21 protein-coding genes are annotated in these 25,083 nt (G+C 73.3%); 11 read left to right on the forward strand and 10 right to left on the reverse strand.

Going from position 1 to position 25,083, the window contains the following annotated elements; genetic code table 11:
• Positions 1 to 19: 19 nt before the first annotated feature.
• From ABEB03_RS07140 to ABEB03_RS07150, 3 genes are all read right to left on the reverse strand, one after another.
• Positions 20 to 988, reverse strand: a complete 969-nt coding sequence (locus tag ABEB03_RS07140; protein WP_345642970.1) for an N-acetylmuramoyl-L-alanine amidase — start codon at positions 986 to 988, stop codon at positions 20 to 22.
• Positions 989 to 1,097: 109 nt separating this feature from the next.
• Complete coding sequence (locus ABEB03_RS07145; RefSeq protein ID WP_345642973.1) at positions 1,098 to 1,748, reverse strand: class I SAM-dependent methyltransferase; 651 nt, start codon at positions 1,746 to 1,748, stop codon at positions 1,098 to 1,100.
• A gap of 157 nt (positions 1,749 to 1,905) precedes the next feature.
• Positions 1,906 to 3,645, reverse strand: a complete 1,740-nt coding sequence (locus ABEB03_RS07150; RefSeq protein WP_345642976.1) for an MFS transporter — start codon at positions 3,643 to 3,645, stop codon at positions 1,906 to 1,908.
• Between the two features lie 325 nt (positions 3,646 to 3,970).
• On the opposite strand from ABEB03_RS07150, the gene ABEB03_RS07155 reads away from it, so the two are divergent.
• From ABEB03_RS07155 to ABEB03_RS07175, 5 genes are all read left to right on the forward strand, one after another.
• Entirely contained in the window at positions 3,971 to 6,136 is a 2,166-nt protein-coding gene (locus ABEB03_RS07155) for an acyl-CoA dehydrogenase (RefSeq protein WP_345642978.1), read from the forward strand.
• A gap of 37 nt (positions 6,137 to 6,173) precedes the next feature.
• A complete protein-coding gene (locus ABEB03_RS07160; protein WP_345642981.1) occupies positions 6,174 to 7,367 on the forward strand; it encodes a lipid-transfer protein in 1,194 nt (397 codons plus the stop codon).
• Positions 7,368 to 7,615: 248 nt separating this feature from the next.
• Positions 7,616 to 9,043, forward strand: a complete 1,428-nt coding sequence (locus ABEB03_RS07165) for an MFS transporter (RefSeq protein ID WP_345642984.1) — start codon at positions 7,616 to 7,618, stop codon at positions 9,041 to 9,043.
• Positions 9,044 to 9,131: 88 nt separating this feature from the next.
• On the forward strand, positions 9,132 to 9,671 hold the full coding sequence (locus tag ABEB03_RS07170) for a SigE family RNA polymerase sigma factor (RefSeq protein WP_345642988.1): 540 nt from the start codon (positions 9,132 to 9,134) through the stop codon (positions 9,669 to 9,671).
• Positions 9,671 to 10,504, forward strand: a complete 834-nt coding sequence (locus ABEB03_RS07175; protein WP_345642992.1) for a hypothetical protein — start codon at positions 9,671 to 9,673, stop codon at positions 10,502 to 10,504. Before ABEB03_RS07170 ends, ABEB03_RS07175 begins: the two co-directional genes overlap by 1 nt.
• Positions 10,505 to 10,544: 40 nt before the next feature.
• Here the strand turns inward: ABEB03_RS07175 and ABEB03_RS07180 are convergent, their stop codons facing one another.
• From ABEB03_RS07180 to ABEB03_RS07195, 4 genes are all read right to left on the reverse strand, one after another.
• Positions 10,545 to 11,177, reverse strand: a complete 633-nt coding sequence (locus tag ABEB03_RS07180; protein WP_345644144.1) for a response regulator transcription factor — start codon at positions 11,175 to 11,177, stop codon at positions 10,545 to 10,547.
• Between the two features lie 123 nt (positions 11,178 to 11,300).
• A complete protein-coding gene (locus tag ABEB03_RS07185) occupies positions 11,301 to 12,563 on the reverse strand; it encodes a sensor histidine kinase (protein ID WP_345642995.1) in 1,263 nt (420 codons plus the stop codon).
• 15 nt (positions 12,564 to 12,578) lie between these two features.
• Positions 12,579 to 13,298, reverse strand: a complete 720-nt coding sequence (locus ABEB03_RS07190) for an ABC transporter permease (protein WP_345642998.1) — start codon at positions 13,296 to 13,298, stop codon at positions 12,579 to 12,581.
• Positions 13,298 to 14,227: an ABC transporter ATP-binding protein gene (locus ABEB03_RS07195; RefSeq protein WP_345643001.1), complete on the reverse strand. Its 930-nt coding sequence runs from the start codon at positions 14,225 to 14,227 to the stop codon at positions 13,298 to 13,300. Before ABEB03_RS07195 ends, ABEB03_RS07190 begins: the two co-directional genes overlap by 1 nt.
• A gap of 269 nt (positions 14,228 to 14,496) precedes the next feature.
• On the opposite strand from ABEB03_RS07195, the gene ABEB03_RS07200 reads away from it, so the two are divergent.
• The 3 genes from ABEB03_RS07200 (at position 14,497) to ABEB03_RS07210 (ending at position 17,487) form a co-directional block, all read left to right on the forward strand.
• A complete protein-coding gene (locus tag ABEB03_RS07200) occupies positions 14,497 to 15,354 on the forward strand; it encodes a MaoC/PaaZ C-terminal domain-containing protein (RefSeq protein WP_345643003.1) in 858 nt (285 codons plus the stop codon).
• Between the two features lie 93 nt (positions 15,355 to 15,447).
• Entirely contained in the window at positions 15,448 to 16,524 is a 1,077-nt protein-coding gene (locus ABEB03_RS07205; RefSeq protein ID WP_345643005.1) for a Zn-dependent alcohol dehydrogenase, read from the forward strand.
• 24 nt (positions 16,525 to 16,548) lie between these two features.
• On the forward strand, positions 16,549 to 17,487 hold the full coding sequence (locus ABEB03_RS07210; protein WP_345643008.1) for a 3-oxoacyl-ACP reductase: 939 nt from the start codon (positions 16,549 to 16,551) through the stop codon (positions 17,485 to 17,487).
• Positions 17,488 to 17,621: 134 nt separating this feature from the next.
• On the opposite strand, the gene ABEB03_RS07215 is transcribed toward ABEB03_RS07210, so the two are convergent.
• The 3 genes from ABEB03_RS07215 to ABEB03_RS07225 all read right to left on the reverse strand — a co-directional run bounded on the left by ABEB03_RS07215 (position 17,622) and on the right by ABEB03_RS07225 (position 20,362).
• Positions 17,622 to 18,743 carry a LuxR C-terminal-related transcriptional regulator gene (locus ABEB03_RS07215; RefSeq protein WP_345643010.1) on the reverse strand — a complete coding sequence of 374 codons (1,122 nt, stop codon included), beginning with the start codon at positions 18,741 to 18,743 and terminating at the stop codon, positions 17,622 to 17,624.
• 226 nt (positions 18,744 to 18,969) lie between these two features.
• A complete protein-coding gene (locus ABEB03_RS07220; protein WP_345643012.1) occupies positions 18,970 to 19,134 on the reverse strand; it encodes a hypothetical protein in 165 nt (54 codons plus the stop codon).
• A 49-nt stretch (positions 19,135 to 19,183) separates the two neighbouring features.
• Positions 19,184 to 20,362: a hypothetical protein gene (locus ABEB03_RS07225; RefSeq protein WP_345644147.1), complete on the reverse strand. Its 1,179-nt coding sequence runs from the start codon at positions 20,360 to 20,362 to the stop codon at positions 19,184 to 19,186.
• 1,581 nt (positions 20,363 to 21,943) lie between these two features.
• Between ABEB03_RS07225 and ABEB03_RS07230 the strand changes: the two genes are divergently transcribed.
• The 3 genes from ABEB03_RS07230 to ABEB03_RS07240 are packed head-to-tail and all read left to right on the forward strand — an operon-like array spanning position 21,944 to position 24,966.
• On the forward strand, positions 21,944 to 22,795 hold the full coding sequence (locus tag ABEB03_RS07230) for a Nif3-like dinuclear metal center hexameric protein (RefSeq protein WP_345643014.1): 852 nt from the start codon (positions 21,944 to 21,946) through the stop codon (positions 22,793 to 22,795).
• Complete coding sequence (locus ABEB03_RS07235; protein ID WP_345644150.1) at positions 22,792 to 23,535, forward strand: zinc ribbon domain-containing protein; 744 nt, start codon at positions 22,792 to 22,794, stop codon at positions 23,533 to 23,535. Before ABEB03_RS07230 ends, ABEB03_RS07235 begins: the two co-directional genes overlap by 4 nt.
• Positions 23,536 to 23,547: 12 nt before the next feature.
• A complete protein-coding gene (locus ABEB03_RS07240) occupies positions 23,548 to 24,966 on the forward strand; it encodes a bifunctional RNase H/acid phosphatase (protein ID WP_345643018.1) in 1,419 nt (472 codons plus the stop codon).
• The last annotated feature ends 117 nt before the right edge of the window (positions 24,967 to 25,083 follow it).

Genomic DNA, 25,083 nt, shown 5'->3' on the forward strand with positions numbered 1-25,083 from the left:
GGGTTCCGTCCGCCGATCACTACCCGCGCAGGAAACTCACGATTCCCTCAGAGATCCCACGCGCCGCCTTCTGCCGCCACGCGCCGCTGGTCAGCAGCGCCGCGTCCTTGCTATCGCGCATGTTGCCGCACTCGATGAACACCTTGGGAACCGTTGACAGATTGAGACCGCCGAGATCCTTACGCGTCACCAGACCGGTGCCGTCACCGACGTAGTTGGAGGGCGCGCTGCCCGTCTCGCGGACGAACAGGCCGGCGATCCGCTCGCCCAGGTCGCGGGAAGGGGCGGCGATCGGGCGGGTGTCCGCGGTGCCCGCGTGCACCGCGGCCGGCAGGATCACATGGAATCCGCGGTTGCCGACCGCCGATCCGTCCGCGTGGATGGAGACGGCCGCGTCGGCGTGCGCCTCGTTGCCGATCCGGGCCCGCTCGTCGACGCAGGGACCCCAGGAGCGGTTCCCGTCCTGGGTGAACTTCACGGTGGCGCCCTGCTGTTCGAGGATCGTCCGCATCCGGCGGGCGACGTCGAGTGTGAACTTCGCCTCTGTGTAACCCGCGTTGGTGGAGGTGCCGGTGGTGTCGCACTCCTTCCAGTTCGTGCCGATGTTCACCTTGCGGTTGATCTCGGACGGGTGCTGGAAGTTGCCCGCGTTGTGCCCCGGGTCGATGACGACGACCTTGCCCTTGAGGGGGCCGGAACCGGCGGGCCGGGACGTGGAGGGCTTCGCGGCCGGGGACGACGCGGCCGGCGAACTCGCCTTGCCGTCGGCCGTCGGGGACGCGGACGCCTCGGGGGAAGCGGACGAGGGCGCCGCCGTCGAGGCCCCGGCCGCCTTGCCGGAACCGCCTCCCGAGTCGTCGCCCACCGCCTGCCACACCAGCCATCCGGCCAGCGCGCCCGGCACGAGCGCGGCGAGTGCGACGGTGAGCGGTCCGCGCCGGGGACGGCGCGGCTGGGGCGGATCGAAGTCAGGGCCTACGTACGACACGCCTGCCACCCTAGCGGCCGTCCGGGGTCCGCACGGCGGACATGGCTGCTGTCGACTCCGCGCGGGTCGTCGGTGGTGCGGTGGAGGGGCCCTCGCGGCGGCCGTGGCCTCAGATGCCCGCTCCGGTCCGCCGCAGGACGCGCAGCGAGTCGGTCGCCGAGACCTCGGTGAACGCGCCGGACTCCAGGGCCCTGAGGTAGACGCGGTACGGGGCCTGGCCGGTGAACTCGTCGGCCGGGTCGGGGAACACGTCGTGGATCACGAGGAGGCCGCCCTCGGCGACGTGCGGCGCCCAGCCCTCGTAGTCGCCGTTCGCGTGCTCGTCCGTGTGGCCGCCGTCGACGAAGACGAGACCGAGGGGCGTGCGCCAGAACGCGGCGATCTGCGGGGAGCGGCCCACCACCGCGACCACGTGGTCCTCCAGACCGGCCCGGTGCAGGGTGCGGCGGAAGGTGGGCAGCGTGTCCATCCGCCCCACCTCCGGGTCCACGGTGTCCGGGTCGTGGTACTCCCAGCCGGGCTGCTGCTCCTCGCTGCCCCGGTGGTGGTCGACGGTGATCGCGGTCACCCCGGCGTCGCGCGCCGCGTCGGCGAGCAGGATCGTGGAGCGCCCGCAGTACGTGCCGACCTCCAGGAGGGGCAGCCCGAGCCGCCCGGCCTCGACGGCCGCCTCGTACAGCGCGAGCCCCTCGCCGACGGGCATGAACCCCTTCGCGGCCTCGAAGGCGGCGAGGATCTCCGGCTTGGGTGCCGCGGGCATGGGGTTCCTCCAGGGGGTGCGGGTCTGTCGGCGCCCCATGGTGCCGCACACCCCCGCCGCGACGGCGGCGGGGGTGTGCGGGAGAGGCGTGCCGTTCGTTCCGCCGGGGGGTTTCGTTCGGATCGGCGCGGACCCGAGCTGATCCGAACGAAGCCCCCTAGGCGGGGACGCTCTCGCCCGGCAGGGCCAGGTCCACCTCGACGGGGCGTGTGTCGCCCGCGTGCGTGGCCGACGAGGCGAGGGGGCCGTGGCCCGCGGCGCGGGCGGCCAGGACGTACGCGCCCTCGGCGGGCACGGCCAGCGCGTAGCGGCCGTCCTCGGCGGAGAGCGTGGCGCCCGCCTGGCGGCCACGCCGGTCGATCAGGGTGACCTTGGCCCGGGCGACCGGGGCGCCGTCGGCGTTCAGGACCCGGCCGTGGAAGCCGCCGAGGAGCTCGTGCGCCCGCTCCAGCGCGGCGTCCTCCTCGCTGCTGGCCACCAGCTGCGGCTTGGTCGCCCGGCGCCGGCCGGGCAGGAACAGGGCCATGAGCAGGCCGACCGCCACGGCGCCGGTGGCGATGGCGAAGGACACCCGGAAGCCGTGCATGGTCGGGACGGCGACGGGGCCGACGTGGTGGGCCGTGTTGGCCAGCACCATGCCGATGACGGCGCTCGACACCGAGGTGCCGATGGAGCGCATCAGCGTGTTCAGGCCGTTGGCCGCGCCGGTCTCCGACGCCGGGACGGAGCCGACGATCAGCGCGGGCAGCGAGGAGTAGGCGAGACCGATGCCCGCGCCGAGGACGACCGAGATCACGATGGTCTGCCAGGCGGCGTCCATCAGGCCGAGGCCCGCGCCGTAGCCGACCCCGATGATCAGCATGCCGATGATCAGCGTGACCTTCGGGCCGTACTTGGCGGACAGGCGGGCGTACACCGGTGCGGTGAACATCATCGTCAGGCCGAGCGGCGCCACGCACAGGCCGGCGACGACCATCGACTGGCCGAGGCCGTAGCCGGTGGACTTCGGCAGCTGGAGCAGCTGCGGCAGGACCAGCGAGACGACGTAGAAGGAGACGCCGACCATGATCGAGGCGAGGTTGGTGAACAGCACCGCGGGGCGGGCGGTGGTGCGCAGGTCGACCAGCGGGGCCTTCAGCCGCAGCTCCATCACGCCCCACAGGACCAGGACGGCGGCCGACGCGGCGAACAGGCCGAGCGTGGTGGACGAGCTCCAGCCCCAGTCGCTGCCCTTGGTGATGGGCAGCAGGAAGAGGACGAGTCCGGCGGAGAGACCGAACGCGCCCAGGACGTCGAAGGTGCCCTCGGCGCGCATCGGGGACTCGGGCACGACGATGAGGGTGAGGGCGATCGAGAGGACGCCGAGTCCGGCGGCGCCGTAGAAGAGGGCGTGCCAGTCGGCGTGCTGGGCGACGAGGGCCGCGGCGGGCAGCGCGAGGCCGCCGCCGACGCCGATCGAGGAGCTCATCAGGGCCATCGCGGAGCCGAGCTTCTCGCGGGGCAGCATGTCGCGCATCAGGCCGATGCCGAGGGGGATCGCGCCCATGGCGAAGCCCTGGAGCGTGCGGCCGACGATCATCGGCAGCAGGGTGCTGGTCAGTGCGCTGACCAGGGCGCCGACCACCATGACGGCCAGGCTGGTGAGCAGCATGCGCCGCTTGCCGAAGAGGTCGCCGAGGCGGCCCATGATCGGGGTGGCCACGGCGCCGGAGAGCAGGGTCGAGGTCAGGACCCAGGTGGCGTTGCTGGGCGAGGTGTCCAGCAGCGTCGGCAGGTCCTTGATGACCGGGACGAGCAGGGTCTGCATCACCGCGACAACGATGCCCGCGAAGGCGAGCACGGGCACGGTCGTCCCGCTCGGCCTCCGCGTGGGCTGGTCGGTCGTCGTGTGCGTCATTGCGTGGGGCCTCCAGGCCGTAACGAAGTGCGGTCGTCCGCGTCGGTGCGCGGACCGGGGTCGGTGTGTCCGTACGGGTGCGGGTGGCCCGGACGGATACGGAAGTCGGTGTTCCGCGCGGGTCGGGGGACGGGGCGCGCCGTGCGGGCCGCGTCACCACGTGATCCGCACGCGGATACGTGTAGGAGAAACCCGGTGTGCCTGGGCAACTATTCCGATGCTTCGGCGTACTAACGAATCCTTGACCCTCTCATGGGTATCTGACCTACCGTCAGAATGAAACGTGTTCTAGTCTGGCGCGCACCTTGGGCCGCGGGAGGCACGCATGGGCATCGGCATCACACCGGAGCAGCGGGACCTGGCCGACGCCGTACGCGGCTGGATCGCCCGCGCCGTGCCCCCCGAAGAAGTACGCAAACGCCTCGACGCCCCGGGCACCGGCAGGCCGTCCTACTGGGACGGCATCGCCGCACAGGGACTGCTCGCGCTGCACCTGCCCGAGCCGCACGGAGGCGGCGGAGACCTCGTCGACCTCGCCGTCGTCGTGGAGGAGACCGCGCGGGCGGCGCTGCCGGGCCCGTACCTGGCGAGCGTCCTCGCCTCGGAGCTGCTCACGGGACGGGACGACCTCGTGCGCGCCCTCGGCACCGGGGAGCGCATCGGCGCCGTGGCGTTCGGCACGGGCACGCTGACCGCCACGCAGGCAGCCGACGGCGGGTACCGCCTCGACGGGACCGCACCGCCCGTACTGGCGGGCGCCGACGCCGACCTCCTCGTCCTGGCCGCGACGACCTCCGGGGGCTCGCCCACGCCCGCGGGCGACACCGTGTGGCTCGTCGTGGACACCGGCCGGCTCGCCGTACGGCCCCACGAGAGCGCCGATCCGACACGGGCCACCGCCGAGGTACGGGCCGACAGGGTGCGGGTCCCCGCCGACCACGTCCTCGGCGTCGACACCGCCCGGGTCCGCGACCTCGCCGCCCTGCTCCTGGCCGCCGACGCCTGCGGCACGGCCGCCTGGGCCCTGGACACCGCCACCCGGCACGCCACGGTCCGCGAACAGTTCGGCCGGCCCATCGGCCGTTTCCAGGGCGTCAAGCACCTGTGCGCCGACATGCTCGTCCGCGTCGAACAGGCACGGGCACTCACCTGGGACGCGGCCCGCGCGGCCCGCGGACCCGACGCCGTGCGCGGCCTGGTCTGCTCGCTCGCCGCGGGCACCGCACTCGAAGCGGCCTACTCGTGCGCCAAGGACTGCATCCAGATCCTCGGCGGCATCGGATTCACCTGGGAACACGACGCCCACCTCCACCTGCGCCGGGCGGTGGTGGCGCGGCAACTGCTCGGGACCGGGGGCGCGCACCTGGACCGGGCCGCCCGGATCGCACGGGACGGCACCCGGCGCCCACTGCGCCTGGAGCTGCCGTCCGAGGCGGCCGCGTACCGGGAGAGCGCCCGGGAGACCGTCGGCGCCGCCCGCGGGCTCGACCCGGCCGCCGCCCGCAGACTGCTCGCCCCCACCGGCCATGCCGCCCCGCACCTGCCCCCGCCGTACGGGCTCGGCGCGGGCCCCGTGCGACAGCTCGCCGTGCAGCAGGAACTGGACGCGGCGGGCGTGCGCGTCAGCGACCTGGGCATCGCCACCTGGGTCGTACCGTCCCTCATCGCCTACGGCACCGAGCGGCAACGCGAGCGCTACCTCCTGCCCACCCTGCGCGGCGACCTGCTGTGGTGTCAGCTCTTCTCGGAGCCGGACGCCGGCTCCGACCTCGCCGCCCTGCGCACCCGCGCCGAACGCACCCCGGACGGACGCTGGCGCGTCAACGGGCAGAAGGTGTGGACGAGCGCGGCACAGTGGGCCGACCACGGGATCCTCCTCGCCCGCACGAACCCGGCGGCCCCCAAGCACAAAGGGCTCACCTACTTCGTCGTCGACATGAAGAACACCGACGGCATCGGCATCCGCCCGCTGAAGGAGATCACCGGGGACTCCCTCTTCAACGAGGTCCACTTCGACGACGTCCTGCTGCCCGCGGACGCCGTCGTGGGAGAGGTCGACGACGGCTGGCGGGTCGCCCGCAACACACTCGGCAACGAACGCGTCCACATGGCCGACCAGTTGACCTTCGACACCGGCCTGGAGGCACTGCTCGACCGCGCCGACGAGATCGGCGGAGCGCGCCTCGGCGCCCTCCTCGCCGAGGCGCACGCCCTGGCCTGCGTCGGACTGCGCACCACCCTGCGGCAGGTGTCCGGAGTCGACCCCGGAGCCGGCGCCTCCGTGCGCAAACTGGTGCAGACCGCGCACCAGCAGAAGGTCGCCGAGCTGGCACTCGAACTCCTCGGCCCGGCCGGCGCGGTGAGCGAGGGCGCCGGTGAGCGCGCCCTGCACGGATTCCTGCTCTCCCGCTGCCTGACCATCGCGGGCGGCACCACCCAGGTCCAGCTCAACGTCGTCGCCGAGCGCATCCTCGGCCTGCCCAGGGACTGACCCCACGGACCGGACCCCACGGACCCAGGAGGAACGCATGAAGGCGTACGTCGCCGGAGTCGGCATGACCAGGTTCGAGAAGCCCGAGACCCGCGAATGGCAGTACTGGGACATGGCCCGGGAAGCGGGCACGGCCGCCCTCGCCGACGCCGGGATCGGCTACGAGCTCGTGGAACAGGTCCCCGTCGGATACTGCTTCCAGCCCTCCACCGCGGGACAGCGCGCCGCCTACGAACTGGGCCTGACCGGGGTCCCCGTCTACAACGTCAACAACAACTGCGCCACCGGGTCCAGCGCCCTGATGCTGGCACGGCAGCTCGTCGAGGGCGGAGTCGCGGACTGCGTCCTCGCGCTCGGCTTCGAGAAGATGAAACGCGGCGCGCTCGGCGGCGGCGCGGACGGCGGCGACTTCAAGACCTCCCCGGTGGCCCGGCACTACGGAATCATGGCCGCCCGGCACGGCTTCGAGATGTCCCCGCCCACCGCGCAGATCTTCGGCGACGCGGCACGCGAGCACATGGCGGCCCACGGCACGACCGAGGCGCAGCTCGCCGCCGTCGGCGCCAAGAACCACCGGCACTCCGCGCACAACCCCAACGCGCAGTTCCAGGACGTGTACGACGTCGACGAGATCCTCGCCTCCCGGGTCGTGCACCGGCCGCTGACCAAGCTCCAGTGCTCGCCCACCTCGGACGGCGCCGCCGCGGCCGTCGTCGTGTCCGAACGGTTCGCCGAGCGGCACGCGCTCGGCGGCCGGGCCGTGGAGATCGTGGCGCAGGCGATGACCACCGACACCGAGGCGTCCTTCGCCTCCGGCTCCTGCATCGACGTCGTGGGACAGCCCATGTCCCGCGAGGCCGCGCGCCAGGTCTACGAACGGTCCGGGCTCGGCATCGAGGACGTCGACGTGGTGGAACTGCACGACTGCTTCTCCATCAACGAACTGCTCACCTACGAGGCGCTCGGCATGTGCGGGGAGGGGGAGTCCGGCAAACTCGTCGAGTCCGGCGCCACGACGTACGGCGGACGCTGGGTGGTGAACCCCTCCGGCGGGCTGATCTCCAAGGGCCATCCGCTCGGCGCCACCGGCATCGCGCAGGTGGCGGAACTGGTGTGGCAGCTGCGCGGAGAGGCGGGACGGCGGCAGGTTCCCGGCGCCCGGGTCGCACTCGCCCACAACATCGGACTGGGCGGCGCGGCGGTGGTGACGATGCTGCGCGCCACGGACTGAGCGCGGCTGCGTCGCCAGGGGCGACGCCTGCGTGACGGAGCGCGGCTGCGTCGCCGGGGGCGAGGTCCTGCGTGACTGGGCACCGAGGTGTCGCCGGGGGCGAGGGCCTGCGTGACTGGGCACCGAGGCGTCGCCGGGGGCGAGGGCCTGTGCGGTGCGTCGCACAGAGCCGGGCGGGTCCTAGGTCCCGTGGCCTACGGACGCGTGCGGCGAAATCCCGATGCAAGGGGCGCAGGCCGGTTGAGAGCATGACGCCCATGCTCAGAGCCGCGCAGGACACCCCCGTAGCCGTACGCACCGCACCGCCGACCTGGCTGGTGGTCGCACTCGTGTGCGCCGGACAGTTCCTCGTCGTGCTCGACGTGTCCGTGGTCAACGTGGCGCTGCCCTCCATGCGCGCCGACCTGGGACTGAGCGCGCCGGGACTGCAGTGGGTGGTGAACGCCTACTCGATCGCCTTCGCCGGGTTCATGCTGCTCGGCGGCCGGGCCGGCGACCTGTACGGACGCAAGCGGATGTTCCTGGTGGGGCTCGCGCTGTTCACCGTGGCCTCGCTCGGCGGCGGTCTCGCCCAGGAGGGCTGGCAGCTGCTGACCGCGCGGGCCGCGCAGGGACTGGGGGCCGCGGTGCTCGCCCCCTCGACCCTCACCATCCTGACGTCCACCGTCCCGGAGGGACCCGCCCGGGCCCGGGCGATAGCGACCTGGACCGCGGTCGGCGCCGGAGGCGGCGCGGCGGGCGGACTCGTCGGCGGACTCCTCGTCGACGGCCTGTCGTGGCGCTGGGTGCTCCTCATCAACGTGCCGTTCGGCGCGGTGCTGCTCGCCGGGGCGGCGTTCAGGCTCGTGGAGAGCCGGGCCGGCGACGGACGGCGCCTGGACCTGCCGGGCGCCCTGCTGGTGACCGCGGGCCTCGCGACCGTGGCGTACGGCGTCGTGCAGACGGAGGCCGAGGGGTGGACGGCCGCCGCGACCCTCGCCCCGCTCGCCGCCGGACTCGCGCTCATCGGCCTGTTCCTCCTCGTCGAGGCCCGCACGAAGGCGCCGCTGATGCCGCTGAAACTGTTCACCCTGCGGTCCGTGTCGTCGGCGAACGCGGCCATGTTCGTGTGCGGCTCCGCGATGTTCTGCATGTGGTTCTTCATGACGCTGTACGCGCAGAACGTGCTCGGCTACACGCCGCTCGGCGCCGGGCTCGCCCTGGTGCCGAGCTCCCTCGCCGTCGTCCTCGGCTCGAAGCTGGCGCCGCGCCTCATGCCGGTCGTCGGCGCACGCAACGTGGCGGCGGTCGGCACGCTGGTGGCCGCGGCCGGTTTCGGCTGGCAGTCCACGATGACGGCGGACGGCGGGTACCTGACGGCGATCATGTTCCCGGGCCTCCTGATGATGGCCGGCGCGGGTCTGGCCGCGACACCGCTCGCCGCGCTCGCCACCTCCGGCGCGGCGCCGGGCGATGCCGGGCTGGTGTCCGGACTGGTCAACACCTCACGCGTGATGGGCGGCTCGCTCGGCCTCGCGGTCATGTCGACGATCGCGGCGGCCCGCACGGGCGGCAGTACCTCGGGCGAGGCGCTCACCGCCGGGTACGCCCTGGCGTTCCGCACCAGCGGGTTCCTGCTGCTGGGCGGAGCGCTGCTGATGCTGCTGTGGCTGCCGCGGAAGACCTCCCGGGCCTGAGGCGGCAGGCTGCCCGCGAAAGATCTCTCGGGCCCGAGGCAACGGAATCCGGCCCTCGTGGACTCCATAAGACATCTAGGAGGTGCCCATGGGGGATCGGAAACAGGCTCGGGACGAGGAGTTCCAGCACTTCGTCGTCGGCCGCTGGCCACGGCTGATGCGTACGGCATTTCTCCTGACGGGGGAGCAGCACGCCGCGGAGGACCTCGTCCAGACGACGCTCGAACAGGTCTTCGTGGCCTGGCGCAGGGTCGGCTCGGCCGACGACCCCGAGGCCTACGTACGGCGCGTGATGATCAACGCTCATTCCCGCAGGCACCGCAGACGCCTCAAGGAGTTCCTCGCGCCGAAGGACGACTCGGGCTTCACCCGCGAACTGCCCGACAGCGGTGACCGGATGGCCCAGGCCGACGACCGCGGCGCCCTGCTCAAGGCCCTCGCCGAGCTGCCCCCGCGCCAGCGCGAGGCCGTGGTCCTGCGGTACTGGGAGGACCTGAGCGAGACCCAGGTGGCAGACGCGATGGGTTGTTCGGTCGGCTCGGTGAAGAGCAACGCGGCAAAGGGGATCGCGAAACTGCGCGCCATACCGGGCCTGGCGGAGCTGGTGACCAACGGAGGGCGGAAGTGATGAGCGCGGACCGGGAGACGAACAGCGACATGACGCACACGGACATCGCCCTCCTGCTGGCCGAGGCCGCCGACGAGGTCGAGATCGGCATAGCCCCCTACCAGGCCGTGGTCCGCGGCGGCCGGCGCCGCAGGGCCCGCCGCTGGGCGGTCGCCGCCGCGACGGCCCTGGTGGTCGCCGGTTCGACGGGCACCCTGGCGCTCGCCGGTTCGTTCGGCGGTGACGGCGGACAGGTCGCCCCCGCCGCCACCCGGCCGCCCACGAGCGACCAGCGGCACGTGTTCGAGCCGCAGCGGAGCTCCGTGGCCAGGGGCACGGACCACGGCAAGAAGTGGTCGGTCACCGTGGACGTCTGGGGAGCGCCGAAGGACGTCGCGGAGGCGCAGTACCAGCGTTCGCAGATGGGCGAGTACGGCGTCTCGCCCACCGGAGCACGCGTGGCCGCGGATCTCGTCGGCAAGGGATGGCTCTTCGTGCGCCTCACGGTGGGCGACGCCGCACCGTCGACGGTGATCGACGGGGCCGTCGAGAAGGGCGACGCGCTCTCGGGCACGGACGTCCAGGCGTACTCCATGCCGCTGTCGACCGGGGCGCCCGACAAGGACTCGGCGTCCCAGCGGCTCGTGATCGGCAAGGTCGCGACCACCGCGGAGCGGGTCACCTGCACCTGGGACGACGGCACCACGATCGAGGCCGGGCGAGCCGCCCCGGGCACGGGCCTCACCTCGGACGTCGAGGATCTGATCCGCCCGGTGGACGGATCCCCGTCCGACTGGTTCGTGTGCCTGGCGCCGGAGGGGAAGAACTACAAGGCGGTGAGCGTGACCGAGTGACCCGCCCCGTGTCCGACGGCAGCGGCCTCCTCCGCCGGGATCACAGCCATCCCTGCTGACGGGCCTCCCGCATCGCCTCCATGCGGTTGCGGGTGCCCGTCTTGCCGATGGCGGAGGAGAGATAGTTGCGGACGGTCGACTCGGACAGGTGGAGCCTGGCGGCGATGTCGGCGACGGTGGCGCCGTCCACCGACGCCTTCAGCACGTCGCACTCGCGGGCGGTGAGCGGATTGGGGCCCGCGCTCAGTGCCGCCGCGGCGAGTGCCGGATCGATGACGGTCTCGCCGGTCAGCACCCGCCGGACGGCCTCCGCCAGCTCCTCCACGGGACCGTCCTTGACCAGGAAGCCCGCCGCCCCCGCCTCCATGGCCCGTCGCAGATAGCCGGGCCGGCCGAAGGTGGTGAGGATCAGCACCCGGCAGTCGGGGGCCTGTCCGCGCAGTTCGGCGGCGGCGTCCAGCCCGCTCATCCCGGGCAACTCGATGTCCAGCAGCGCCACATCGGGCCGGTGCGTCAGCACGGCGTCCACGATCGCGTCCCCGGCGGACACCTGGGCGACCACCTCGATGTCCGCCTCCATCCCCAGCAGCAGCGCGAGCGCTCCCCGCATCATCCCCTGGTCCTCGGCGAGCAGGACGCGAATGGACTTGGCTGGCCGGTGATCCCGGGGCATCTCGTTCACAGGGCAAGGGTAGGCGGCGGACCCTCATGAGGTGCCCTGAACTGCGCTTCCGCGCAAGGCACCGGCGCGGGCGTCTTCCTCACGCCGGCACACGTCCTCCCTCCGGCACCGTCCTCACGCCGGTACCTCCGTCAAGTCGGTTGCCTCCACGGGGAGTTCGGCCCGCACCTGGAAGCCGGTGCGGGCGCCCGGTCCCGCCTCCAGCGATCCGCCGGCCGTCGCGAGACGCTCGGTGAGGCCCTTCAGGCCGGTGCCGCCGATGCCCGTGGCGGCGGACGGGCCCGGGGACGAGGCGGCGGACGAGCCCGTGCCGTCGTCGGTGACGGTCAGCCGGACACGGTCGGGGGTGCCGTCGACGGTGATCTCACAATGGGTCGCGCCACTGTGCCGCACGACGTTGGTGACCGCCTCGCGGACCACCCAGCCCAGGAGTGCCTCGGTCTGCGGGACGAGCGGCGGCCCCGACTGCCGTACGACGGGCTCGACGCCGGCCGCGGACAGTGCGGAACGGGCGCGGTCCAGTTCCGTGGCCAGGCTGCCCTCCCGGTAGCCGGTGACCGCCTCACGGATCTCGGTCAGTGCCTGGCGGCCCACCGACTCGATGTCCGTGACCTGGACGAGTGCCGCGTCCAGGTCACGCGTGGCCAGTCTGCGGGCCGCCTCCGACTTCACCACGATCACCGACAGCGTGTGACCGAGCAGGTCGTGCAGGTCGCGGGAGAAACGCAGCCGCTCCTTCTCGACGGCGCGCCGCGCCAGTTCCTCGCGCGCCGCGCGCAGTTCGCGCACGGCCTCCGACAGGGAGAGGATCGCGGCCGTCACCATCGTGGACAGGAACGTGCCGTAGGCGACGTTCACCGCGTCCCAGCCGGCCCGGTACGCGGAGACCACGGCGGCGAGCACCGTCAGCGCGAACCCGATCCGGCCGAGCCAGGCCCCCCGCATGATCGCGCCCGTGGCCAGTCCGAGCAGCGGGAAGAAGTACAGCCAGGTGCCGCCGTACACGATCGCCAGCGTGCAGGTGATCAGGCCCATCAGCACCAGGGCCACCCGGGTGGAGCGGGCCTCACGCGTCTCCTTCACGAAGGCGCGGAAGGTCACGTAGATGTAGAGCGAGTTGAAGGCGAGCAGGCCGATGGCGCCGATCCAGGGCTGCTGTGTCCGGCCCTGGAGGATGTTGGAGAAGGCGCCCATGCCCATCAGCAGCCACGGCAGCAGCGCGAAGCCGGTGGGCGGCGGGCCGGGGTCGCGGACCTCCTTGCCAGAAGCGCGGGCGGCCCGCTGCTCGGTCTTGTACCGCTCCATGTCCGCCTTCCAGCGCGCCCGCGCCGCCCGCCACTCGTGCAGCTGGCAGGTGACCTCTCGCATCCAGGGCATGTCGCCGCTCCCCGCTCAGACGGTCCGTGCGGACCGACGGTACGCGAACACCGCGTACGAACCGAAGGCCAGCAGCCAGGCCGTGAGCACCGCCACCCCGCCCGCGGCGGGGGCGTGGCCCTCCGCGACCGAGACGCCCAGCTGCGCGAAGCGGTTCGTGGGGGTGTACACCGCCAGGGACCGCAGCCAGCCGGGGAAGAGTTCGAGCGGGAACCACAGCCCGCCGACCACCGAAAGACCCAGGTTGCACACCATGTTGGCGACGCCCGTCGCCTGCGCGGTCAGCCGGTAGCCGTTGCCGAGGCCCAGCAGGGTGAAGGGCACCGATCCCAGCCACAGCAGCACGGCGATCGCCGCCCACTGCCACGGGTCCAGCCGTACGCCGTTGACCAGGCCGCCGGCCGCCAGCACCGCGGTGATCGCGGGCAGCACGGTGACCGATCCGGTCAGCGCGCGCCCGACCACCACCTCGCGCGGCGTCATCGGCGTCACCCGCAGCTGCCGCAGCCAGCCGATCACCTTGTCCTCGGCGACCCCGCCGCCGGTGTTCAGGGCCGAGCCGACCGCGCCGTACGCGGCCATGCCGACCATGGACGCCGTCTTCCACTCGCCGTCGTCACCGCCGCCGAGGTTGGTGAACAGCAGGTACATCATGACCGGCATCGCGATGCCGCCGATCACGAAGCCGGTGTCGCGCAGCGTCCGGCGCACTTCGAGCCGCAGATAGTCCAGCATCACACCGTCTCCAGAACCTGTGAGGTCAGCGCCATGAACGCGTCGTCGAGGGAGGCGGGTACGACCTCCAGGCCGCGTATCGCCCCGAGCTCGGCCAGCGCGATCACCGTCGCGTCCGAGTCGTCCGTGCGCAGCCGGGCCCGGTCGCCGCGTATCTCCACCGAGACGACGCCGGGCAGCAGCGCCAGACCCTCCGTGCCCTGCCCCGCGAGGTCGAAGGAGACCAGGTTGCCGCCCACCGACCGCTTGAGCTGCTCCCCGGTGCCGTCCGCGACGATCCGGCCGTGGTCGATGACGACGATCCGGTCCGCGTGCGCGTCGGCCTCCTCCAGGTAGTGGGTGGAGAAGACCACCGTGTGGCCGCGTCGCGCGTACCCCCGCATCGAGGCCCAGAAGGCGTGCCGCGCCTCCACGTCCAGGGCGGCGGTCGGCTCGTCGAGCACGATCAGCGCGGGATTGCCGGCGAGCGCCACCGCGAACCGCACCCGTTGCGCCTGCCCCCCGGAGAGCCGGTCGACGCGCCGGCCCGCCAGGTCCGCGATGCCCGCGAGTTCCAGCGCCTCGTCCACCGGCAGCGGTGCCGGGTGGCGTCCGGCCACGAAGGCCACCAGTTCCCGCACGGTGACACGGGGCACCGGCCGTGTGTCCTGGAGCATCGCGCCGACCCGTCCGGCCCGCACGGACTCCTCCGGGCGGCTGCCGAAGAGCGTCACCGTGCCCTCGTCGGGCTCGTTCAGACCGAGCAGCAGGGAGATCGTCGTCGACTTGCCGGCGCCGTTGCGGCCCAGCAGCGCGACCGTCTCGCCCGGCGCGATCGTGAGGTTCACCCCGTCCACGGCGCGTATGCCGCCGAAGGTCTTGACCGCCCCCGTGAAGGACACGGCCGTCCGTGCCCCCGCCATCGGCCGTGTCCCCGTCGTCTTTGTCATGACTACGACGCTAGGGGCGGGCAGGCGTGCCCGGCAGATGCACTTGTGGGCGATCGGCCGGGACAAATGTCACGGGTGACCGTGGCGACCCGCGGATCTGACATAGCGTCAGTAGTCTTCACAAGTGCTGGGCGCTGGGCTATACAAGGGGGCGCCGGACTGGAACGCGTTCTAGCACGGGCGGGTTCCGCGGCCCAGTGTCGACCTCGGTGCGGCCGACGGTGCGGACGGCCGCACCGAGGTCTCTCGCGCTAGTCATCAGGAGCCCCATGCCCATTGACGCCGCCAAGGCCGTCGCCGCGGAACCCCGGACCGGAGAGATCACCTGGAACCACCGGGACGTCCAGCTCTACCACCTGGGCGTCGGCGCGGGCGTCCCCGCGACCGACCCCGACGAGCTGCGCTACACCCTCGAATCCAGGCTGCACGTCCTGCCCAGCTTCGCGACCGTCGCGGGCGCCGGCTCTCCCGGTGTGATCAGCGGACTGTCCATGCCCGGTGTCGACGTCGACCTCGCCCGCGTCCTGCACGGCGGCCAGACCGTACGACTGCACCGCCCGATCCCCGTCGAGGGCACCGCCACCGCCACCGGACGCATCGCCGCCGTCTACGACAAGGGCAAGGCGGCGATCCTCGTCATGCGCACCGAGGTCGCCGACACCGACGGCCCGCTGTGGACCAACGACGCCCAGATCTTCGTCCGGGGGGAAGGCGGCTGGGGCGGTGATCGCGGCCCCTCCACCCGCCTCGAAGCACCGACGGGCCCACCGGACCGGACCGTCGAGCGGCCCGTCCGTGAGGACCAGGCGCTGCTCTACCGGCTCTCCGGGGACTGGAACCCGCTGCACGCCGACCCCGAGTTCGCCAAACTCGCCGGATTCGACCGGCCCATCCTGCACGGACTGTGCACCTACGGAATGACGCTCAAGGCGGTCGTCGACACCCTCCTGGGCGGCGACGTCACCCGCGTCCGTTCGTACACCACACGCTTCGCCGGCGTCGTCTTCCCCGGCGAGACCCTGCGCATCCGGATGTGGCGGCGGGACGGCTCGGTCCAGGTGGCGGTCGGCGCGGTCGAACGGGACGACGCCCCGGTACTGGCCGACACGGTCGTCGAACACTCCTGAGCGCCGCCGGACACCCAGGGCCGCCGGCACCCAGGACTCCAGCACTTCAGTACGCCCGCACTTCCGAGGGGACCTTCCGAGGGGAGCCGCACCATGCGCGCAGCCGTACAGCAGGAGATAGGCCAGGACAAGCTCGAAGTGTTCGACGACGTCGAGGCGGTGGGCTTCGGGCCCGGCAAGGTGAGGATCCGGGTGCGCGCCACCGGGCTGTGCCACTCGGACCTGTCCGCGATGAACGGCGTACTGCCGCAGCCCGCGCCGTTCGTCCCCGGACACGAGGGCGCCGGGGAGATCACCGAGGTCGGCGACGGTGTGAGCCACCTCAAGCCCGGCGACCGGGTCGTCGTGTGCTGGCTGCCCGCCTGCGGTGTCTGCCCCGCGTGCAAGCGCGGACAGACCGAACTGTGTCTGGCCGGATTCATGAACGCGGGCACCCCCAACTTCAAGCGCCCCGGCGGCGACGTCTTCGGCTTCGCCGGCACCGGCACCTTCACCGAGGAGGTCGTCGTCGACGCGGGCTGCGCGGTGCCCATCCCCGACGACGTGCCCTACGACATCGCGGCCCTCATCGGCTGCGGTGTCACCACCGGACTCGGTGCCGCCCTCAACACCGCCGACCTTCAGGCCGGTTCGTCGGTCGCCGTCATCGGTTGCGGCGGCGTCGGCATCTCCGCGATCCAGGGCGCGCGGCTCAAGGGCGCCGCCGAGATCGTCGCCGTCGACCCGGTCGCCTCGCGCCGCGAGGCCGCGCTGAGGTTCGGCGCCACGAAGGCCCTCTCGCCCGACGAACTCGCCGACGCCAAACAGTCGGTGACGGGCGGCGAGGGCTTCGACTACGTCTTCGAGGTCGTCGGCAAGTCGGCCACGGCACGCACCGCGTACGACAACACCCGCCGCGGCGGGACCCTCGTGGTCGTCGGCGCGGGAGCCATGGACGACTTCCTCCAGCTCAACATGTTCGAGCTGTTCTTCGACGAGAAGCGCATCCTGCCCTCCATGTACGGCGGCGGGGACGTCCTGAGGTCCTACGAGCGCACCATCGCCCTGTGGCGGGCCGGCCGCATCGACCTGGAGGGCCTGATCACCCACCGGGTTCCGCTGGCCGGGATCAACGAGGCACTCGACCAGATGCGTACGGGCACCGCGCTGCGCACCTGCATCGAGATCTGACCCCCACAACCGCTAAGGACCCTGATGTCACTGCCACTTGAGGGGCTCACCGCGATCGTCACCGGCGCGGGACGCGGCCTCGGCCGGGCCGAGGCGCTGGAACTGGCCCGGCTGGGCGCGGCCGTCGTCGTCAACGACTACGGCCAGTCCGGGCGGGACGGGTCGGGGGCGTCCTCGGCCACGCCCGCCGAGGAGGTCGCCGCCGAGATCCGCGCCGCGGGCGGCCGGGCCGTCGCCCACACCGGGGACGTCGCCGACCACGAACAGGCCCGCCTGCTGGTGGAACTGGCGGTCACCGAGTTCGGGAAACTCGACGTCCTCGTCAACAACGCGGGCATCCTGCGCGACCGGATGGTCTTCTCGATGTCCGAGGACGAGTGGGACTCGGTGATCCGGGTGCACCTGAAGGGCCACTTCAACACCACCCGCTTCGCGTCCGCGCACTGGCGGGCGCGGTCCAAGGCGGCCGGCGGCCCCGTGTACGGGCGCATCGTGAACACCTCCTCGGAGGCCTTCCTCGCGGGCTCCGCCGGGCAGCCCAACTACGCGGCGGCGAAGGGCGGGATCGTAGGGCTGACCACGTCGAGCGCCCTGGCGCTGGCCAAGTACGGCGTCACGGCGAACGTCATCTGCCCGCGCGCCCGGACCCGGATGACGGAGGACGTCTTCGCGGGCTTCGCCGAGCCCGACGAGGGTCTCGACCCGCTCGCCCCCGAGCATGTCGCCCCGCTCGTCGGCTATCTGGCCGCGCCCGCAGCGGGACATGTCAACGGGCAGCTCATCGTCGTGCACGGCGGCATGGTCGCGATCGTCGAACGCCCCCGTGTCGCCGCCAAGTTCGACACCAAGCAGGACGCCTTCAGTCACGACGAACTCGACGCGCTGCTCACGCCGTACTACGCCGACCGGCCGAAGGGCGAGACGTTCGCGGCCGTGGAGGTGCTGGGACTCAAACACGGGTGACGACCGTGCGGGGCCGCCCGGCTTCCGGACCGCCCCGGCTCCGGGCCGCCCCGGTTCCGGAAGGTCGGCTGTCCGGGCCGCCCCGGATCCGGAAGGCCGGTCGTCCCGGTCGCGGCCGTCCCGGTTCCGGGAGGTCAGCCGTCCGGGCCGCCGAGCAGACGGCCGTCGGTCGACAGAGGAGGGTGCGCCAGCTGCGGCACGTAGTGCCGGAAGAACAGCTCGGCGACGAGCTCCCGGCGGCTGCGCACCCCCACCTTGTCGAAGATCTGCTTGAGATGGTCCTGAACGGTGTACGCGGAGACCCCGAGCTGCCGGGCGATCTCACTGGTCGAGCGGCCCAGCAGCACGAGCTGGGCGATCTGCCGGGCACGCGGGGACAGCCCGTACACGTCGAGGACCAGCGCGGTCAGCTCGCCGGGATCGGTGGGGCCCACCGACACCACCGTGGTGGGTTCACCGCCCTGGTCGACGGGCCAGGCCCGCAGCGAGATCCACCGCCCCGCACTCGTCGGCGCCCGCACATGCGCGCCGGCCCCGGCCACCTCGCCCCGCGCCTGCACGGCCAGCGCCCGCATCAGGTACGGGCCCGCCTTGCCGCGGCCCGGCGCGTGCCGTTCCTGCAGCCGGTCCAGCCAGTGCTGCGCCGTGGGCGACATCGACCGCACCTCCAGATCGCCGTCGAGGACCACCCAGCCCGGCGCGTCCGGCAGCGGGCCCGCGTCCACGCCGGACAGCAGCAGCGAACGCCGCAGCGCGGCGCAGGCAGGCACGCTCACCGCCTCGGCGACGGCGAGGTCGGCCGAGGAGAAGGCGCGGGTGTGCCCGTCGCGACACAGCACGAGCAGGCCCCAGGTGCGCCGACCGTCCCGCAACAGGACGCGCAACTCGTCGGAGAGCCCCAGGGGGTGGAGGATCTCGCGGTAGTACTTGCTGTCGTCGAGACGGCCGTGGGTGGAGCGGCTCAGCAGGCTCACCCTGCCCGGGCGCCGGGCCAGCGCCCGCAGGTTGTCGACGTCGTCCTGCTCCACGTGCTCGATCTCGAAGAGTCGGCGCATGCTCGACTCGGGGAAGCCGGACTCGTGCTGGCCCCCGGTGTCCAACAGCGTCGAGGGGTCGAGGACGACTCCGCACCAGATGTCCGCCGGCACGACGTCGAGCAGGACGCGGCTGGTGCGGTCGAGGACGGCGAGCGCGCTGAGCTCGCCGCGCAGGGCGCGTTCGAGGCGGGCGGTGGTCTCGGCAGGAGTCATCGGCATGTCCCCGGAATATCGGCCCGTCATATCCCAGGAATCTGGGATACCCCCGCGGATGTCAGTTCCGTACCGTGGGTCTCGATTGTGGGGGCCGGTCCGCAACCGGACAAGGCCGCCGCGACAGCGGGGGAGTCGGACGCCGCCCGCACGTGGGGCCCGGGGGAGCCCCGCACAGAACGGCCCCGCTCGCCGATGGCGAGCGGGGCCGTGTGCCGGTTACGACGTGCCGTCAGACCGACAGGTCCGTCTGCTCGGACGGCTTGCGGTGGCGTCCCTGGGGGGTCGCCTCGTCGTCATGGCCGGAGACCGGACCGCGGTGCCTGCCGTGACCTTCGGCGAGGGCCGTGGCCTCGTCGGCGGTGACCTGCGGTTCCTTGATGCTGATGTCGCTCATCTGAAGTGTTCACCCCGTATGCAAGATCCTTCTGTGCAGCCGGGGGATTCTAACCGGCCGTCACCACAGAGGTGTCGGCGGGTGACGGCGCCGGGGCGACCGGACGCACCACCCGACCCTTCAGAGGCGCCTGCTGGAGAGGGACGGGACGGGCGGCGACGGGCGGGGCGGGGTCCTGAACGGCGTCCCGGTCAGGACCCCCTTCCCCTTCCCCCGCCCCCGCGGGCGCTCCCACCCGGGCCACGCCGCACCGCACCGCCCCCGTCGTGTACGGCAGTTGGAGCACCCCCTCTCTGGTCCACAGTCCGGTGCCCGCCAGCCATCCCGCCGGCGCGGGGAGTTGGTGGACATGGCGCTCGGCGGGTCGCCAGATGCCCAGCCAAGTGCCGGCCGGGCCGTCGATGCGCAGGGCCACCGCACAGGTCTCGGGGGTGAGTACCTGGCCGGGCTGGATCGCGAAGGGCGTGACGAAGTGTTCCGGCGCGCGCAGGCAGTCCGGGAAGCGGACCGGGAGGGTGCTGCCGAGGACGCCCCAGCCGAGGCGGTCGTGGCCCGGAGACGGCGCGTCGGACCGGATGAGCAGGAGCCCGCTGTCGGCGTCCGCGAGAAGCAGGCGGTCGTTGCTGCGCTCGGTGATCTGCAGGAGCGGGGACATCTCGCCGCCGCGCTCCAGGTCGACGACCACCGTCTTGGTGCGGCCGCCCCGGAACCGGTCCAGGGCGAGCAGCCGGCCGGTGCGGTCCAGCCAGACGCCGCCCGAGCAGTGGCCCGGCACCTCGGCGACGTGCTCGGGGCCGAACGCGCCGCCCGCCACCAGCCACACCGTCGTGGAGCCGCGGCCGACGGCCAGGGCGTACGCGCGCTCCCCGCCCGGCGCGGGCGGCAGCAGCCGCAGCCGGGTGTCGCCGTCGGGGCACTCGACGGCACCGAGCGGCAGCTCGCCGGTGCCCGGGCCCGTCGGATACAGCAGCGAGAAGGTGTGCCGACCGTCCACGACCCGGTGGATCAGCACCCGTCCGTCGCTCAGCGGCAGCACCTCCGTGCCCGGCTCCTCCGGCTGGTTGACCGGCAGCGGCACGGCGTACGGCTCGGGCCCGTCCAGCGTCCAGCGCTCCGGGTACCAGGACGCGCCGTCGAGGGCGAGCCGCGCGGCGTACGTGCCGTCGGCGGCGATCACACACCCGGGCCCCGTGGCCCACGCGCCCTCGTCCACGCCCACCGCCTCCACGTCGGTCCCGACCGCCCCGTCCCGGACCGGGCCACGCGCGTCCCCGGCCGACCTGTTTCGGACCGGGCCACGCGCGTCCCCGGCCGACTCGGCCCGGGCCTGGCCGCCTGCGTCCCCGGCCGACTCGCCCCAGATCTGGCCACCCGCGTCCCCGACCGCCCCGTCCCGGACCTGGCCACCCGCTTCTCCGGCGTGGCCGGCCGTGCCCCGACTCGCGTGCTCCCGCGGGCCGCCGGGGGCGGCGGGGTCCGCCGCGCTCCCCACGGCTTCTGCGGCGCGGTCCGCCACGCCGCTCGCCGCGCTGCCCCACGCGCCACCCGCAGCGCCGTCGGCCGCGAGCTCGGCGGCGTTGTCCCGTGTGGTGCCGGTGGCAGCGTCGGTCGCGCCGTTCGCCGCGCCGACCCAGGCGCCGTCGGCCGCGCGCTGCAGAGGGAGACCGGCGGCGCGGCCGCCGGCGCTCCGGACGACGAAGCCCATGGCGCGGTCGGCCGCGATCCCCGCCGCGGGCCCCCACGCGACGTCGGCGGCGCCGCCGGCCTGACTCACCGCCGCGATGCTGATGGTGGGGTTCGTCGTGGTCCAGCGTGTGCCGGCTGTAGCGACCTCGACGGCGGGGTCGGCCGGGATCCCGGCCGAGCTCTCCCGCGCGACCCGTACGGCGCGGTCGAGCGCGCTCCCCGCCCGGTCACCCGGGGAGGGGGCCGTCGTGCCCACCGTGCCGGTGCTCACGTCGTGGTTCACCGCGACCCAGGTCGTGCTCCGCGTCCCGAGGCCCGCGGTGGGTTCGGGAGCGCTCCTCGTCGTGCGCCCTGCCGCGTCGCCCGCGGTGTGGTCGGCCGCAGCCTCCGCCGTGCTGCCCTGAGCGTCACCCGCGGCGTGGTCGGACGCGTTCCCCTCCGCCCCCTGCGCGCTGCCTGGCACAGGTACCGCCGTGATCCAGGCCGTACGCCCGGCCGCGCTGTCGGCCGTTCCCGCCGCCGCGGGGACCGCGGCGGGCTCGACCGCGTAGCCCGGCACGTTCCCCGACGTGGCGGGCATGGCGCGGTCCGGGGTGACCCCCGGTGCGCTGTCGGGCGTGAAGCCCGCGGTGGGCGCCGGCGCGGTGCCCGGTGCGCTCCCCGCCGGGCGGTTCGTCGCGGGCGGCGGCGTCGCGGGCGCCGGTGCCGCGGTCTCCGCCGGCGCCCCCGCGGAGCGGTCCGGCACGAATTCCGCCGCCGTCCCCGCCGGGTGATCCGCCGCGAGCGGTGTCGTGGCGTGGTCCGGTACGAGCCCCGCGGGGTCCTCCGGCACGAGCCCCGACGCGTTCTCCGCCCCGGGCTCCGTCGCACAGGCCGTCATCGTTCGGTCACCTCCGGCGATGAAGCTAGTTTTCGCACGCACAGACGTGGGACCGACGAGCTGCCGCTTCACACATAAGGGTGGCCATGTCGGGATTCGCCTGAGGAAACGGGGGCGGGTGTGCTGAACGGTGGTCAGGAGACGGGGCGGACCGCGCGCGCCGGGGCCCGCCCGCCGTCGGCCCCCTGGTCGAGTGGCCCGCGGCAGGCCGGGCACGGACACGGGGCAGGTAGCCTTTTCCCCGTGCCCCGTCTGTCTGAAGTCATCGCCGCGCTCGACGCTCTCTGGCCCCCCGAGAGGGCCGAGGGATGGGACGCGGTCGGCACCGTCTGCGGCGACCCCGACCAGGAGGTCACGCGCGTCCTGTTCGCCGTCGACCCGGTCCAGGACATCGTCGACGAGGCGGTGAAGCTGGGGGCCGACCTGCTCGTCACCCACCACCCGCTCTACCTGCGCGGTACGACGACGGTCGCGGCCGGCACCTTCAAGGGCCGGGTCGTCCACACCCTGATCAAGAACGACGTCGCGCTGCACGTGGCCCACACCAACGCGGACCGCGCCGACCCCGGAGTCTCGGACGCCCTCGCCGGCGCGCTGGACCTACGGGTCGTACGGCCCCTCGTGCCGGACCCCGCCGACCCGGAGGGCCGCCGCGGCCTGGGCCGCGTCTGCGAGCTGGACCATCCGCTGACCGTCCGCGAACTCGCCGCGCGCGTCGCCGAGCGGCTGCCCGCCACCGCGCAGGGCATCCGCGTCGCCGGCGACCCCGAGGCACTCGTACGGACCGTCGCGGTCAGCGGCGGCTCGGGCGACAGCCTCTTCGACGACGTGCGCGCCGCCGGCGTGGACGCCTTCCTCACCGCGGACCTGCGCCACCACCCGGTGTCCGAGGCCCGCGCCCACAGTCCTCTCGCGCTGCTCGACGCGGCGCACTGGGCCACCGAGTGGCCCTGGTGCGAGCTGGCCGCCGCCCAGCTCGACGAGATCTCCGACCGGCACGGATGGGGACTTCGCGTCCACGTCTCCAAGACGGTCACCGACCCCTGGACCGCCCACGCGGCCTCTCACACCGACACATCAGGAGCCCCCAACTGAACGCCGCGCCCGCCGACCAGATCCGACTTCTCGACGTCCAGGCCCTCGACGTACGCCTGCAGCAGCTCGCGCACAAGCGGAGGTCGCTGCCCGAGCACGCCGAGATCGACTCGTTGAACAAGGACCTCACGCAGCTGCGCGACCTGCTCGTCGCCGCGCAGACCGAGGAGAGCGACTGCGCCCGCGAGCAGACCAAGGCCGAGCAGGACGTCGACCAGGTGCGCCAGCGCGCGGCCCGCGACCAGCAGCGCCTCGACTCGGGTGCCGTCACCTCCCCGAAGGACCTGGAGAACCTCCAGCGCGAGATCACCTCCCTCGCCAAGCGCCAGGGCGACCTCGAGGACGTCGTCCTGGAGGTCATGGAACGCCGTGAGTCCGCCCAGGAGCGAGTGGCCGAGCTGACCGGCCGCGTCTCCTCCGTGCAGCAGAAGATCGACGACGCGACCGCCCGCCGGGACGCGGCCTTCGAGCAGCTCGACGGCGAGTCCGCCTCGGTGACCAAGGAGCGCGAGGTCATCGCGGGCACCGTGCCCGCCGACCTGCTGAAGCTCTACGACAAGCTGCGCGAGCAGCAGGGCGGCATCGGCGCCGCGCGGCTCTACCAGCGCCGCTGCGAGGGCTGCCGCCTGGAGCTCAACATCACCGAGGTCAACGAGGTGAAGGCGGCCTCCCCGGACACCGTGCTGCGCTGCGAGAACTGCCGCCGCATCCTGGTGCGCACCTCCGAGTCCGGCCTTTAAGGAGCCTGGCGCGTGCGGGAGTTCATCGTCGAGGCCGACGGCGGTTCCCGGGGCAACCCGGGGCCCGCGGGCTACGGCTCCGTGGTCGCCGACGCGGCCACGGGCCAGACCCTGGTGGAGCGTGCCGAGTACATCGGTATCGCCACCAACAACGTGGCCGAGTACAAGGGTCTGGTGGCGGGCCTGCGTGCGGCCCGCGAGCTGGACCCGACGGCCTCGGTCCGGGTCCGCATGGACTCCAAACTCGTCGTCGAGCAGATGTCGGGGCGCTGGAAGATCAAGCACCCGGACATGAAGCCGCTGGCCGCCGAGGCGGCGCGGATCTTCCCGGCGTCGCAGGTGACGTACGAGTGGATCCCCCGGGAGCGCAACAAGCACGCGGACCGGCTGGCCAACGAGGCGATGGACGCGGGCAAGCGCGGGGAGCAGTGGTCGCCGTCCGCGTCGACGGCGGAGCTGGACGCGCGGGCCACGACGGCCCGTCCGCCCGAGCCGTCCGGCCCGCCCGGGGACGCGGCGGCGGGCGCGGCGAGGGCCCGCGCGGCACGCGCGGGCGCACGCGACGACACGGCACCCTCTGTCACACCGGCGTCGGGAGCGCCCCTTGAGGGGCGCGGGGAACTGCGCGCCCAGCCCGCAGAGACCCGCGGTTCGACGACATCCCACACCCCCCGGCACCCCGCCGGCGACGCCGCGACGTCGGAGGCCGACAGGCGCGCCGCGCGAACCGTGGCGGCAACGACAGGCACGGCCGCCCCCGCGCAGGGCAAGGCACCGACCGTCGGCTGGGGCACGGCCCCCGACATGGGCGCTCCCGCCACCTTCGTCCTGCTGCGCCACGGCGAGACCCCGCTGACCCCGCAGAAGCGCTTCTCGGGCAGCGGCGGCAGCGACCCGTCGCTGTCGGACGCGGGCCGTGAACAGGCCGAAAGGGTCGCCGCGGCGCTCGCCGCGCGCGGCACGATCCAGGCGATCGTGGCGTCGCCGCTCGCCCGGACCCGGCAGACCGCGGGCGCGGTGGCCGCACGGCTCGGACTCGACGTGACCATCGAGGAGGGGTTGCGCGAGACGGACTTCGGCGCCTGGGAAGGACTGACGTTCGGCGAGGTCAGGGAGCGCTGGCCCGACGACCTGAACGCCTGGCTCGCCTCACCGAGGGCCGAACCGACCGGCGGCGGCGAGAGCTTCACGGCGACCGCCCGCCGCGTCGCCGCCGCACGCGACAGGCTGATCGCCGCGTACGCGGGCCGCACGGTCCTGCTCGTCACGCACGTCACGCCGATCAAGTCGCTGGTGCGTCTGGCGCTCGGCGCCCCACCGGAGTCCCTGTTCCGCATGGAACTGTCCGCGGCCTCGCTCTCCGCGGTGGCGTACTACGCGGACGGCAACGCGAGCGTCCGGCTGTTCAACGACACCTCTCATCTGCGCTGAGCTCACCGTCGCGGAGGCGCGCACGCGTCGACCGTATGGAGGCGGGCACGCGTCGTCCGGAGGCGGGCACTCCTCGTCCGCGTGGCGACGGGCACTCCTCGTCCGCGTGGCGACGGG

The organism is Streptomyces siamensis, from assembly GCF_039543605.1.
Taxonomy (GTDB): Bacteria; Actinomycetota; Actinomycetes; order Streptomycetales; family Streptomycetaceae; genus Streptomyces; species Streptomyces siamensis.